Annotated in this window: 9 protein-coding genes; 3 read left to right on the top strand and 6 right to left on the bottom strand. The window is 72.8% G+C overall.

Going from position 1 to position 13,598, the window contains the following annotated elements; genetic code table 11:
- The first annotated feature begins 41 nt into the window (after window positions 1-41).
- Together DFJ66_RS00830 and DFJ66_RS00825 are read left to right on the top strand one after the other, a co-directional pair.
- The gene (locus DFJ66_RS00830) at window positions 42-1,409 is read left to right on the top strand and encodes an alpha/beta hydrolase (RefSeq protein WP_121216979.1); all 1,368 of its coding nucleotides are present in this window, start codon (window positions 42-44) and stop codon (window positions 1,407-1,409) included.
- A gap of 76 nt (window positions 1,410-1,485) precedes the next feature.
- A complete protein-coding gene (locus DFJ66_RS00825) occupies window positions 1,486-2,280 on the top strand; it encodes a TIGR03084 family metal-binding protein (RefSeq protein ID WP_121216977.1) in 795 nt (264 codons plus the stop codon).
- 55 nt (window positions 2,281-2,335) lie between these two features.
- Here the strand turns inward: DFJ66_RS00825 and DFJ66_RS00820 are convergent, their stop codons facing one another.
- Window positions 2,336-3,295, bottom strand: a complete 960-nt coding sequence (locus tag DFJ66_RS00820) for a carotenoid oxygenase family protein (RefSeq protein WP_121216975.1) — start codon at window positions 3,293-3,295, stop codon at window positions 2,336-2,338.
- Window positions 3,296-3,367: 72 nt separating this feature from the next.
- Here DFJ66_RS00820 and DFJ66_RS00815 point away from each other — a divergent pair, with 72 nt between their 5' ends.
- Window positions 3,368-4,024, top strand: a complete 657-nt coding sequence (locus tag DFJ66_RS00815; RefSeq protein WP_121216973.1) for a TetR/AcrR family transcriptional regulator — start codon at window positions 3,368-3,370, stop codon at window positions 4,022-4,024.
- A 63-nt stretch (window positions 4,025-4,087) separates the two neighbouring features.
- Here the strand turns inward: DFJ66_RS00815 and DFJ66_RS00810 are convergent, their stop codons facing one another.
- The 5 genes from DFJ66_RS00810 to DFJ66_RS00790 form a co-directional block, all read right to left on the bottom strand.
- A complete protein-coding gene (locus DFJ66_RS00810; RefSeq protein ID WP_121230451.1) occupies window positions 4,088-5,623 on the bottom strand; it encodes an acyl-CoA carboxylase subunit beta in 1,536 nt (511 codons plus the stop codon).
- A gap of 53 nt (window positions 5,624-5,676) precedes the next feature.
- The gene (locus DFJ66_RS00805; protein ID WP_121216971.1) at window positions 5,677-6,684 is read right to left on the bottom strand and encodes an SDR family NAD(P)-dependent oxidoreductase; all 1,008 of its coding nucleotides are present in this window, start codon (window positions 6,682-6,684) and stop codon (window positions 5,677-5,679) included.
- Window positions 6,685-6,768: 84 nt separating this feature from the next.
- Window positions 6,769-7,266 (bottom strand): flavin reductase family protein, encoded by a 498-nt coding sequence (locus tag DFJ66_RS00800; protein ID WP_121216969.1) that lies wholly within the window; start codon window positions 7,264-7,266, stop codon window positions 6,769-6,771.
- Window positions 7,267-7,270: 4 nt separating this feature from the next.
- Window positions 7,271-7,729, bottom strand: a complete 459-nt coding sequence (locus DFJ66_RS00795) for an acyl-CoA thioesterase (protein ID WP_121216967.1) — start codon at window positions 7,727-7,729, stop codon at window positions 7,271-7,273.
- Complete coding sequence (locus tag DFJ66_RS00790; protein ID WP_121216965.1) at window positions 7,730-13,453, bottom strand: type I polyketide synthase; 5,724 nt, start codon at window positions 13,451-13,453, stop codon at window positions 7,730-7,732.
- Window positions 13,454-13,598: the final 145 nt, after the last annotated feature.

Here is a 13,598-nt window from a genome sequence, read left to right as displayed (position 1 = left end):
CGCGCCACATGATCGACCGGCCCGACGAGTGAGGGGACGACATGAGGGGAAAGACCGCGCTGGCGGTCGTACTGGCACTGACCGCCGCGACCGCACCGGGCGTGGCTGCGGCCGAACCGGGGATCGCGTGGCAGGCGTGCGGCGAGCAGGGGGCCGAGTGCGGTTCCGTGCGGGTGCCGCTGGACTGGGACCACCCGGGTGAGCGGATCACCCTGGCCGTGTCCCGCGTGAAGGCCGATCCCGCGCGGCGGATCGGCGTGCTGTTCATCAACCCCGGCGGACCGGGCGGGCCCGGCGTGCCGATGGTGCGGGACTACGCCCGCGACGTGTTCCCGGCCGCGCTGCGCGACCGGTTCGACATCGTCGGCGTGGACCCGCGGGGCGTCGGGGAGAGCCGGCCCGCGATCACCTGCCCGACGCCGCCGTTCGACCCGGCGGTGACGCAGTTCCCGGCCACCGCCGAGGAGTACCGGCGACTGGTGTCCTACAACCGGCGCGTCGCCGAGGACTGCCGCCGTGCCACGGGTCCGCTGATCGACCACGTGGACACGATCAGTGCCGCCCGCGACTTCGACGCGGTGCGGGAAGCGTTGGGGGAACGGCAGGTCAGCTGGCTGGGCCTGTCCTACGGGACGCTGCTGGGCACCACCTACGCCCGCCTGTTCCCGGACCGGGTGCGCGCGGCCGTGTTCGACGGCGCGGTGGACCACACGGTCGGCACGCGGCGCATGGCCTCCGACGAGGCACGCGTGACCGAGGACGTGTTCACGCGGTTCGCCAAGTGGTGCGCGGAGGAGGCCAAGTGCGCCTTGCACGACAGGGACGTCGTCACGTACTACGAGTCTTTGTTGGACCGGGCACCCCTGCCGGCACAAGGGATTCCGAACGGCATTCCCGCCGAACAGCTCGGGTACGGCACCTACTCGGCGTTGTACTCCCCCGCGAACTGGTCCCGGCTCGCGGAGTTGTTGCGGGACGCGGAAACCGACGCGGCACCCTTCGCCGCCGCGTCCACGGACCCGGCGTACCGGGTGATCGCGTGCCACGACTTCCCCAGTGACGTCGCGGGTTTCGTCGACCTCGCCGTGCGGCAGCGGGAGGTTCGGCGCATCGCGCCCGTGACCCGGGGGTACGTCGAGGGGTGGGACGTCCAGGCCGGGTGCGCGGGGTGGCCGGTGCCGGCGGCGAACCCGTGGCGGCGCGAGACCGTGCGGGGCGCGGCGAACGTGCTCGTGGTCAGCGGTGAGCACGACCCGGCCACGCCGATGGTGTGGGGGCGCGGCCTGGCCCGGCAGATCGCGGGCTCGCGGCTGGTGACGTGGTCCGGGGTCGGTCACACCGGGTACTTCAACGACCGCGCGACCCTGGACCGGGAGGTGGCGCACCTGGTGTCGCCGCCGGGTCCCTAGAGCACGACGCGAGAAGACATCGGCCGCGCGCTGCGGCATCGTCGGAGCCCAGCGAACTCGACCGAAGGACATGCGCATGGACGTGATCACGGCGCTCCGGGCCACGGGCGACGACTTCGACCGGATGATCGCCGACCTCGACGACACCGCGTGGTCGCTGCCCACGCCGTCGCCCGGGTGGACGGTGAAGCACCAGGTCGCGCACCTGACCGCGATCTTCGGCATGGCGGGCCTCGCGGCGGGCGACGGCGACCGGTTCCGCGCGATGCTCGCGGGGCTGTCCGCCGACTTCGACGCCAACGTCGCCGGTGCGATGGCACCGCACCTCGCGTTGGACACCACGGCGTTGGTGGAACGGTGGCAGCAGACCAAGTCCTCGGCGATCGGGGCGCTGGCCGCCGTGCCCGCCGACACCGTGGTGCCGTGGTTGGTCAACCCGCTGCCGCCGTCCGTGCTGGCCGGCGCGGGGATGATGGAGCTGTTCGGGCACGGCCAGGACGTCGCCGACGCGCTGGGCGTGCACCGCGAGTGGGACGACCGGCTGGGGTACCTGGTCGGTTTCGCCGTGCGCACCAAGGACTTCGGCTACCTGGCGCGCGGCGAGGAGCCGCCGGCCGAGGAGTTCCGGTTCGAGATCACCGCGCCTTCGGGCGCGCGGTGGGAGTACGGGCCGGAGGACGCCGCGCAGCGCGTGACCGGGTCGGCAGAGGACTTCTGCCTGCTGGTCACGCGTCGACGGCACCACGCCGACCTGGACGTGCAGGCGGAGGGCGAGGTGGCCACGCGGTGGCTGGAGATCGCCCAGGCCTACCGCGGTCCGGCCGGGAAGGGTCGACGTCCCGGCCAGTTCGCCTTGTCCAAGTTGGACTGACTCGCCGCTCGACGGCCCCGGTGCTCCCCGCGGAGCCCCGGGGCCTTTGCGGACTTCACCGGGCCGTGTGGAGTTCCAGGGCCGTCACCCACTGCGCGCGCGGCGAGGCCGGCACGGCGAAGGGCAGCGCCACCTCGGCCACCGGACGGGCGGCGAGGTCTTCGGCGTCGAGCACCAGCAGCCGGTCGCCTGCCAGAGCCACCAGCCAGCCGTCACCCTCGTCCCGGCCGCGTGGGACGAACACCGGCTGGGACGGTGTCGTCGGGAGGTCGCGCACGCTCCGGTGCCCGAGGGCCACGTCGTAGCGCACCAGGGAGTCGCCTGCGGTGCCGAAGACGAACCGGTGTCGCCGGTTGGCCACGCGCGGGTCCACGCCGCCGATGTCCAGTGGCGGCAACGTGGTCGTGCGCACGGCGCCGGTCGCGAGATCGAGCGTGCACCTGCGCAGGACTCCCGGTTCCCACACCGCGTCCACGACGACCCGGCCCAGCTCGGTGTGGGCGTTGACGGCGTGCCGGACCTCTCCCGTGCCGACCTCGAACCAGCACGGCTCGCCGCCGTCGGTCAGTCCGATGCGCACGGGGAGGTCGTCGCGGTGCACGTACGGGTCCCGCGCCCCGACCAGCGCCGCCGCGCGGCTGTAGTACGGGCCGGAGTCGAAGACCACCACGAACCTGCCGGCCACCGCGAGGACGGGCGTGCCCTTGGCCGGGAACGGTGTCGCGCTCTTCAGGGTTCCGCCCGGGTCGTGGACGACGTGCTCGGCGTACCCCAGCCCGGGGTGTGACATCGCGGTGTGCCAACGGTTCCCGTCGAACACCGGACGTGCAACCGAGGGGTGCGCCGGGACGAGCCCGACCGGCCGCGGCCCGCGGAACCACCGCGCCCCACCGCCACCGAGCCGGACGCCGCACACCCCGCGCGCGGCGGTCTGGACGTACGCGCCGTCCAGTGCGGCGGGGAGCTCGCCCCGCACGTCGAGACCCACTTCGGCTTCCCGTGTCGGCGCGGCCACGGCCCCCACCTCCCGGATTCCATAACAGTGTTCTGATTACAATTTATAGCGGCGTTATGGAATACTGTCAAGGTGAGCCCACGCCGATCGGACCCCAACGCCCGGTCCGCGCTCGTCGACATCGCCGCCCGCCTGCTGACCGAGGAGGGACCGCAGGCGCTGTCGACCCGGCGTATCGCCGCCGAGGCCGGGTCGTCGACGATGGCGGTGTACACGCACTTCGGTGGCATGCAGGGCCTGGTGCGCGAGATCGTCCACGAGGGCTTCGCCCGGTTGCAGCGCTACCTGACCGGTGTCGCGGAGACCGACGACCCGGTGGCCGACATGGCGTTGCTGGGCCGGGCGTACCGCAGCAACGCCCTGGCCAACCCGGACCTGTACGCGGTGATGTTCGGCGGCTTCTCCCTGGCGGGCTTCACCCTGTCCGACGAAGACCGCCACCACGGCCGCTACACCCTGGCCAACGTGGCCCGCTGCGCCGGCCGCTGCATCTCCTCGGGCCGCTTCGAACCCGGCGACCCGGAGTTGGTGGCCCACCACATGTGGATCACCACCCACGGCCTGGTGACCTTGGAGCTGGGCGACTACCTCTTCGAACCGTACGACGCCGAACGCGTCTTCGAATCCCAACTCGTCAACATGATGGTCAGCGCCGGCGACAAACCCGAAACCGCCACCCGCTCGGTAGCCGACTCCCGCACCCGCCTGGACACCGAGATCCCCGTCTGACCCCGGCCTGGAAGCACAACGGCCGGTGCCCGTCTGGGCACCGGCCGAGCCGCGGTCACCGCCCTACAGGGGCACGTTGCCGTGTTTGCGGGCCGTCGGGTGGCGGCGTTTGTTGTGGAGCATCGAGAGGCCCCGGGCTACTGCCGCTCGGGTGTGGGAGGGGTCGATCACGTCGTCCACCAGGCCGCGTTCTGCCGCGTAGTACGGGTGGACCAGTTGTTCCGAGTACTCCGCCAGCAGCTCCGACCGCAGCTCCACCGGGTCGGCCGACGCCGCCAGCTCCTTGCGGAAGATGACGTTCACGGCGCCCTCCGCGCCCATCACCGCGATTTCGTTCGTCGGCCACGCCAGCGACAGGTCCGTGCCGATGGACCGCGAGTCCATGACGATGTAAGCACCGCCGTACGCCTTGCGCACGATCACCTGGATCCTCGGCACCGTGGCCTCGCAGTACGCGTACAGCAGCTTGGCGCCATGCCGGATGACGCCGTGGTGTTCCTGGTCGGTCCCGGGCAGGAAACCGGGGACGTCGACCAGGGACACGAGAGGGATGCCGAAGGCGTCGCAGAAGCGCACGAACCTGGCCGCCTTCTGGGACGCCTCGATGTCCAGCACCCCGGCCAGCACCATCGGCTGGTTGCCGACCACCCCGACCACCCCGCCGTCGACGCGGCCGAAAGCGCACACCACGTTCGCCGCCCAACCCTCGTGGACCTCCAGGAACTCCCCGTCGTCCACGAGCTCCGCGATCAAGTCCCGGATGTCGTAGGGCTTGTTGGGCTCGACGGGGACGAGAGAGGCGAACGCGGGACGGATGTCCTCGGTCGCACCGCAAGGCTCGTAGGCGGGCGGGGGTTCCATGTTGTTGGACGGGAGGAGCGAGATCAGGTAGCGGACGTCGGCCAGGCAGCTCTCCTCGTCGTCGTGCACGAAGGAAGCCACGCCGGACAGTCCACTGTGGACAGCAGCGCCGCCCAGCTCCTCGTGCGTGACGCGTTCACCGTTCACCGCGGCCACCACGTCAGGGCCGGTCAAGTACATCTGGCCGGTGCCGCGGACGATGAAGGTGAAGTCGGCCAACGCGGGTGAGTAGGCGGCACCGCCGGCACAAGGGCCCAGAACGACAGAGATCTGGGGGATCACGCCCGACGCCTCGACCTGACGACGGAAGATCCCGCCGTACCCGTCCAGCGCCATCACACCCTCTTGGATGCGTGCGCCGCCGCTGTCGTTGAGGCCGATGATCGGGGCACCGGTCGCCAGCGCCATGTCCATGACCTTGTGGATCTTGGCGGCGTGCGCCTGGCCCAGCGAACCGCCGAAGATCGTGAAGTCCTGGGCGTAGACGAACACCCTCCGGCCCTCGATCGTGCCCGACCCCGCGACCACGCCGTCGGTGTGCGGGCGGTGGTCGGAGACCTTCAGGCCGTGTGCCTGGTGGCGGCGGAACAGGTCCACCTCCACGAACGAGCCGGGGTCCAGCAGCAGGTCCAGGCGTTCGCGGGCGGTGCGCTTGCCGAGGGCGTGTTGGCGCTGCGAGCCGTCACCGGACACGGCGCGCGAGCGCAGGTCGTCGTTGCGCTCCCGCAGCAACTCCATGGTGCGCGGGGGCAGTTCGGGGCGGAGGTCGACGTGTTCGACGTTGGAGGTGGTCACCGGCGACCCACCTGCCGCGCGGTGAGCAGGCCCGAGTCGCCGAGCCACCGGACCGTGTCGGCGACGGTGTCGGCGAACGGCCTGGGCTTCAAGTCCAGCGTGCCGGCCGAGGGGTCCACGCGGGTGGCCGCGCCGACCGTGGCGATGGCCCCGTACTCGGCGGGGATGTGCCACGGCCACAGCGGTTGCACCAGGTCGACGAGCTTGCCGACCGGCAGCATCGCAAAAGCCGGGAGGAACACCGCGGGCAACGACCGCCCGGTGACCGAACGCACGGTCCGCACGTACTCCGGCGTGGTCAGGTAGCGGCCGGGGCCGAAGTAACCACCGGAGACGTCCGAACCCACCAGCGCCGCGTGCAGAGAAGCCGTGTCCCGGACGTCACCGATCTGCAAGCCGCCGGAAGGCCACATCGGCATCAACCCGCGCAGGGTGTTGCGCAGCCGTTCGGTCTGGTCACCCACCTTCGGGTCGTGCGGCCCGAGCAACGCCGGCGGGTAGCTGATCACGACCGGCGCACCCTCGTCCTGCAACCGCCGCGCGACCGCCTCCGACGCCGCCTTCGTCGCCGCGTAGGGCTCCCGGGTCGTCCCGACCGGCGACGACTCGCGGATCACCCGCACCCCGGGCCCGAACAACGCGGCGATGCTGGACACGTGCACGATCCGCCCCACGCCCAGCCGGCGCGCGGTCCCGAGCACGACCTCGGTGCCGCGGACGTTGGTGCGCAGCATCTCCGCACGCCGCCGCCGGTCGAACGAGTACACCGAGGCCGCGTGCACCACCGCGTCCGCGCCGCGCACCGCCGAGGTGACGGCCGGCTCGTCGGTCACGTCGCCGACCACGACGTCCACCGCGCCGGCAGGCACCTCCAGCGGGCGCAACGCACTGTCCACAGCGGACTCCGCGCGGACCAGCAGGCGGACCCGGTGTCCCGACCGCACCAGCTCCGCGACCGTGTGGGACCCGACGAAACCACTGCCGCCGGTGACGGTCACCAGCATGAGCGCTCCCCTCCGCCGGCCCGCGCGGCCGGCACACCCGAACCCGGCCGGGGACCCGCGCGGGTCCCCGGCCGACAGCGATCGTCACACCTGGTGGAACGCGCTGCCGTAGAACAGCAGCGCCTGCGTCCCCGCACCACGCCGGCAGCTGAGCACCCGACCCAGGAAGATCGTGTGGTCACCGCCTTCGTACCACTGCGCCAGCTCGCACTCCAGCCACGCCAGCGACCCCGACAGCAGCGGCGCGCCGGTGTGGTCGCCGGGCAGCCAGTCCACCACGTCGAACTGGGCCGGGCCGCGCGGGCGGCGCTTGTCGGCGAAGTACCGCGCGGTCCGCTCCTGGTCGGCGCCCATGACGGAGACGGCGAACCGCTTCGCCCCGCTGATCGCCTCGTGCATCACGGCGGTCCGCGCGACGCAGCACAGCACCAGCGGCGGGTCCAGCGACACCGAGGTGAACGAGTTCGCGGTCATGCCGTGGGCGTGCTCACCGCCGACCGTCAGCACGGTCACACCGGTCGCGAAGCGGGACATGGCCTCCCGCAACGACGTCTCCTCCATCGTGGGCACCGCGTCGTACATCGGGTCATCCCCCCAGTCCGGCTCGCGCCAGGACCCGGGTCTCCGCGTAGGGCGCCAGCGCCCGCCGCAGCTCCTCCGGGACCCGCGCGGGCACCGTGTCGGTGTTCGGGCCGCGCATGCACGCGATGCGCTGCCGGCCGCGGGCGACCAGCAGCTCCTGGCCGCCGGTGACCTTGACGTAGTCGAAGCTGAACTGGACCTGGGTCTGGGTCAGCTCCTCCAGCCGCATCCGCACCGACAGCTCGTCGAACGCGGTGATCTCGGCGAAGAACTCGCACTCCACCTTGAGCGTGAACAGCTTCAGGTCCTCCTGGACCTCCGCCAGCACCGCCGGCGCCTTCTCCTTGAGGAACATCTCCCGGCACCGGCCCTGCCAGCGCAGGTAGTTGACGTAGTAGACGTTGCCGACGAGGTTGGTCTCCTCGAAGCCGACGGTGTGGCGGATCTCGTAGTAGTCCGACATCTAGCCCTCCTTCCCGACGAGCACCGCGAACACCACCGGCTCGGTGCGCCCGTTCACGGTCGTGGCCCAGGTGGCGACCTTCGCGTCACCCGCGGACAGCACGGCCCAGCCGTCGGGGTGCACCCGCTCGACGGTGAGGGCCTGGGTCGTGGACCCGGTCTTGCGCAGGCACTCCAGCGCGCCCCACACCCGCGTCCCGGCGACCGCGGCGGTCTCCGCGGCCTCGCGGGAGAGCAGGTCGCGCACGGCCATCAGGTCCGCGCCCAGCAGGTCGGCCCAGTCCTGTTCGGCGCGCGGCAGCGCGGTCTCGACGTCACAACCGAGCCGGCCCGCGCCCGCGACGGCCAGCGTCAGGCCCGCGCCGTGGGAGGCGGACACCTCCGCGCCGTCGACCTCGGGTTTGCCGTCGGGCCGGTAGCGGACCTCGACCCGCCGGTTGAGCGCCCTGCCCAGCGCCAACGCGGTCTGGGCGCGCCGGTCGGAGTCGGTGTCGGTCGGGTCGGGCTCGACGACGACCGCGCGGGACCCGCCCAGCACCCGTTCCAGCGAGCGCTCCAGGTAGGAGCCGAGCATGGTCGGCGTCCACGGGCCGGCGCCGTCGCGCTTGCGCACCGCCCGCAGGACCAGGCCCTCCCAGCGCTCCACGACCTTGCCCGCCGGGTCGCGGACGTCCAGGTCGTAGGTGTAGCTGTCGCCGTCCTGGGACCGCTCGCGGGCGTCGAGCACGACGTACTCGGCGGCCTGCTCGCCCGGGTGGGCCAGGTAGAGCCGGTCCACCCGCTGCGGCAGCAGGGTCGCGTCGGGGACGCAGCACTGGATGGCGTGCATCATCACGTCCCGCGTGCCCGGGTCGGTCAGCAGCCGGTCCTGCGGCAGGAAGGGGGCGAACCAGGTCGCCACCGGGGTGGTCGCGACCTCGGCGACGGCGTGCCGCGCGGAGGCCCGCCGGTAGCCCTGCAACCGCTGGAACCGCTTGCCCTGGAACAGCACGCTGCCGTACAGCTCGGTCACCGGGTCGACCGGCACCAGCGGCAGGCCGGGTTCCTCGACCGGTCCGCCGGAGGGGATCTCCGGGCGCGGGAAGCGCAGGCGGGCGCGGAAGTGGTCGGCGGAGAACCCGGTGTCCTCGGCGCGGATGGCCACGTCCACCACGTCGCCGTGCGCCAGGGCCGCGAGCCGCACGGTCAGCGACCCGTCCGGCCGCACCACCACCGGCCGCAGGAACTCCACGTCCTCCAGCACCGGCGGCACGTCGAACCCGGTCAGCGCGGTCGCGACCTGGGTCATGGCCTCCATGCCCAGCACCGCCGGGAACAGCAGGTCGCCTTCCAGCAGGTGGTCGCCCAGGTACGGGTCGCTGCCCGCGGACAGCTCCGCCTCGGTGACCAGCTCGACGGCCGGGTAGTGCACCAGCACGCGGTCCACGAACCGGGTCAGCGGCAGGTCCTCGCGCTCCAGCTCCAGCGTCGGCAGGCCCGCGGCCCGGCCGCTGACCACCACCACCGGACCGACCTCCGGGTCGGCCAGCACCTCGCGCAGCACGGCGATGCCGGCGTCGGTGGAGATCGGCGTGATGCCGTCGCGCATCAACGCCTCCACCACGCCCAGGCGCTCGCCCATGCCCGCGCCCGACCACACCGACCACTCCAGCGCCAGGACCCGTGCGTTCGGGTGCCGGCGGCCGAAGTCCACCGTCAGCTCGGACATCCAGTCGTTGGCCGTCGAGTAGTGCGCCTCGCCGCGCAGACCGGCCCGGCCGATGATGCTGCCGAAGGTGACCAGCAGCTTGATCCGCTCGGGGTCCACCGCGTCCAGCACCGCCCGCAGGCCGTCGACCTTGGGCGCGAGGGTCTTGGCGAAGTCCTCGTCGGTCAGGCCGGTGATCGCGCGCGGCTCGTTGCGGCCGGCACCGTGCAGCACGGCGGTGACCTCGCCCAGCTCGGCGCGGAACCGGTCGACCACGTCGGCGACCTCGGCCGCCCTGGTCACGTCGGCGCGTTCGTAGCGGTGGCGGACGCCGGCGGCGGTCATGCGGGCCAGGTTCGCGGCCAGTTCGGGGTCCTGCGCCGGGTCGGCCCGGCCGACCAGGGCCAGCGCGGCACCGGAGTCCTGCGCCATGGCCAGCGCGCACTCGGCGGTGATGCCCTTGCCGCCACCGGTGACCAGCAGGACGTCGTCCGCGGTCAACGGGGTGCCGGTCTTGGTGCCGGACACCGCTCGCAGCACCGGGACCGTCCGCACGCCGTTCTCGTCGTAGCGGACCTGCGAGAACCCGGTCGTGGCGGCGACCTCGGCGACCACTCGAGCCACGGCGTCGGCGTCGTCGGCCAACTCGACCACGGTCACCGGCACGTGCGGGGCTTCCAGGTGCAGCGTGCGGGCCAGCCCGGAGGCGCCCAGCTTGCCCTGCACCACGGCGAACTTCGTCCCGGCGGGCGCGGCCAGCACGGTCCGCGCGGCCTCCAGGAACAGGCTCGCGTCCCCCTCCGCCGGGATCAGCAGGACACCGTCACCGGGCAACGCCGTCCGCAACGGCTCGGCCAGCGGGTGCCCGGCCGGGGCGAACACGGTCCACTCCCCCGCCGCTGCCGGTGTGGCCACCGGGCGCGGGCGCTCGACCCGGGTGACCAGGAACGGCCGCACCCAGGGCGCGACACCGGGCACCTCGCCGCCTGCCTTCTCCTCGGCGTGGTCGGTGGACGCCAACTGGTCGATCAGCTCGGCCAGCTCGCCCAACCGGACGGTGGCGAAGTTCGGCTGGGCCTCCAGCGCGGGACGGCCCAGCGTGCGGGTCACCTCGTTGACCAGCTGGCCGACCGTGATCGAGCTCAGGTGCAGGTCGTCCAACGGGTGGGTGGACGCGCTGATCGCCTCCAGCGGCAGCTCGACCCGTTGCGCGGCGAGCTTCCGCAGCAACTCCAAAGTGGACTCAGCGGACGAGTCCTCGGTGGACTCCACAGCAGTGATCGGCTCCTCGAAGACGACCGCGCCCGCGTCCCACGTCGGGGCGGTCTCGCACGGGCTGGCCAGGAACGTCATGTCCCCGTCCAGCGGCAGCGTCCGCAGCACCCGGTCGGCGAACAACGCGTCCACCCGCACCGGCGCGCCCAGCGCGTGGGCGGCGGCCACGACGGTCAGCAGCGGCACCAGCGAAGCCGAGTCGGTGTCCACCGACAGCACCGGCTTGCCGGGCGCGATCTCGCCCATCAACCCGGTCAGCACGCGCCCGGGACCGACCTCCAGCACCAGGTCCGTCCGCGCCGCCGCCTTGGCCGCGGCCTCGTGGAACCGGACCGGCAGCAGCACCTGGTCGCGCAGCAGGTCGCGCAGGTCCGTGCCGGGCTCCAGCACGTCACCGGTCACCGTGGAGTGCACCGGCCGGATCAGGCGGCCGAAGTCGAAGTCCACCAGCCGCTCCCGCATGGCCACCGCCGCCGGCTCCACCAGCGGCGAGTGGAAGGCGTGGGAGACGTTGATGCGGGTGGCGTGCACGCCGGCCTCCCGCGCCACCGCGCACACCCGGTCCACGGCCTCGGCCGGTCCGGACAGCACGGTCTGCGTCGGCCCGTTGTAGCCCGCGATCACCACGTCCTCGCCGGCCGCCAGCTCCAGCGCCCGCTCCGGCCCGGTGGCCAGGCCCGCCATCGCGCCGCCGCCCTTGCTCGCCGACGCCATCACGCGACCGCGCTCGGCGGCCAGGTTCAGCACCCGGCTGGCACTCAAAGCGCCACCCCAGTGCACGGCGGTCAGCTCGCCGAGGCTGTGCCCGACCGCGGTGTCCGCCTCGATCCCCAGCTCCCGCAACACCTTCAGGCCCGCCAGCGCCCCGGCGACGATGCGCGGCTGCGCGACCTCGGTGGCGACCTGGTTGCCGTTGGTCGGCAGGCCCAAGCCCGCGAACACACCCTCGGCGGCGGCGAACCGGCGTCGGATCGCGCCCACCGCGCCCCGCCCGGAACCCTGGCCGGGGAACAGGAACGCGATGCGCGGGGTGTCCGGCCGCGAGTCCAGGAAGATGCCGTCTGCGGCGTCGAACACCGGTCCGCCGTCCAGCAGCTCCAGCAGCCGCCCGACCTTGCGCGCGGCCTCGTCCGGGCTGGTGACCACGACCGCCGCGCGCACCGGGGCCCCGGTCAGCCGCGCGGCCAGCGCGCCCGCCAGGTCGGCCAGCTCGGCGAACGCGAGCTTGGGCGCGAGCGCGGCCACCTCGGTGAGCTTCTCGCGCAGCGCCGCCGGGTCCACGGCGTCGAACAGCAGCACCTCGGCGTCCTGGCGGGAGGCGACCAGCGCGCGGGTCTGGTCGTCCAGGCTCGCCCGGCGGGCGGCGTCGGGCGCCTGCTCCAACGCGATGTGGGTGTTGATGCCGCCGAAGCCCATCGCGGACACGCCCGCCCGCACCGGCTGGTCGTCGGGCCACAGCTCGGCCGCGCGCGGCACGTACATGACGGCGTCGTCGGCGGTGAGCTTCGGGTGCGGGTCGAAGTGGCCGGTGCCCGGCGGGATGACCTGGTGGTGCACGGCGAGGGTCGCTTTGATCAGACCGGCGACCCCCGCCGCTGCCTTGGTGTGCCCGAAGTTGCCCTTGACGCTGCTCAGCGCGGCGGGCCGGGCGTGCGGGTCGGCGGCGCGGCGGGCGGAGGACAGCGCCTCGATCTCGGTGGCGTCGCCCAGCGCGGTGCCGGTGCCGTGGCCCTCGAAGTAGGAGACGGACTCCACGCCGTAGCCGGCGCGCTCGTAGGCCCGCGTGATGGCCAGGCGGTGGCCGGCGGCCTCGGGGCGGGTGATGCCGCCCTTGCCGTCCGAGGACACGCCCCAGCCCGCGATGGTCGCGTAGATCCGCGCGCCCCGCTTGAGGGCGTCGTCCTCGCGCATGAGGACCAGCGCGCCCGCGCCCTCGCCGGGCCAGAACCCGTTGGAGTCCTTGTCGTAGACCTTCATCTCGCCGGTGGCCAGCGCGCCGGTCTTGGCGAAGCCGATGACCTCGAACGGGTCGATGGACAGGTCCACCCCGCCCGCGACCGCCACGTCCAGGTCGCCCTCGACCAGCGACTTGGCCGCCGTGGCGACCGAGAGCAGCGAGGAGGAGCAGGCGCCGTCCACGGTGTAGCCGCCGCCGTGCAGGTCGAAGTAGTTGCAGATGCGGCCCGCGATGGTGTTGGCCAGGCCGCCCGCCAGCGAGTCCTCGTCGATGGGCGGGAAGGGTGCCTTGTACTGCACCTCCAGCTCCCGCAGGAAGCCCGCGGTCTCGTCCTCCGGCCAGCCCTTGGCGGTCAGCGCGGCGGCGACCGTGCGGCGCACGTACGGCCAGCGCAGCCGCATGATGTTGGCCCGGGAGAACTCGCCGGTCAGGCTGTTGCCCAGGACCACGCCGGTGGTGCGGCGGGGCAGTCCCTCGGCGTCGGGGAAGCCCGCGTCGGCCAGGGCCTGCGACACCACGTCCAGGGCCAGCCAGTGGGTCAGGTCGGTGGACCGGTAGGTGCTGCCCGCCACCCGGTAGCGGACCCGGTCGAACTCGAAGTCGCGCAGCACCGCGGCCTTGGCCGAGTAGAAGCGGTCCGGCGCCTTCGGGTCGGGCGAGTAGTAGTCGGCGTGGTTCATCCGCTCGTCGGGCAGCCGGCGGAAGGCACGTCGACCGGCCAACACGTTTTCCCACAGTTCTCCGGTGGAACCGGCGTCGGGGTACCGCAACCCGATGCCGACAATTGCGATCCGCTCACTGCTCATGCTTTCACCGTCTCCGCGACTCCGGTTCGATCCCCTCGGGCAGAAACACCGCGCACCTTTGTCGGGCAATGGCCGCGATGCTTCGAAGAATGCGCGCCCGGCCTAGCCTGCCGGAGCACCGACGGCGTTGCTTCTCCGATTGTGC

The sequence above is a fragment of the Saccharothrix variisporea genome (assembly GCF_003634995.1).
In the GTDB taxonomy this organism is placed as follows: Bacteria; Actinomycetota; Actinomycetes; order Mycobacteriales; family Pseudonocardiaceae; genus Actinosynnema; species Actinosynnema variisporeum.
The sequence above is the reverse complement of the archived record's forward strand: the minus strand, read 5'-3'. Positions and strand labels throughout refer to the sequence as shown.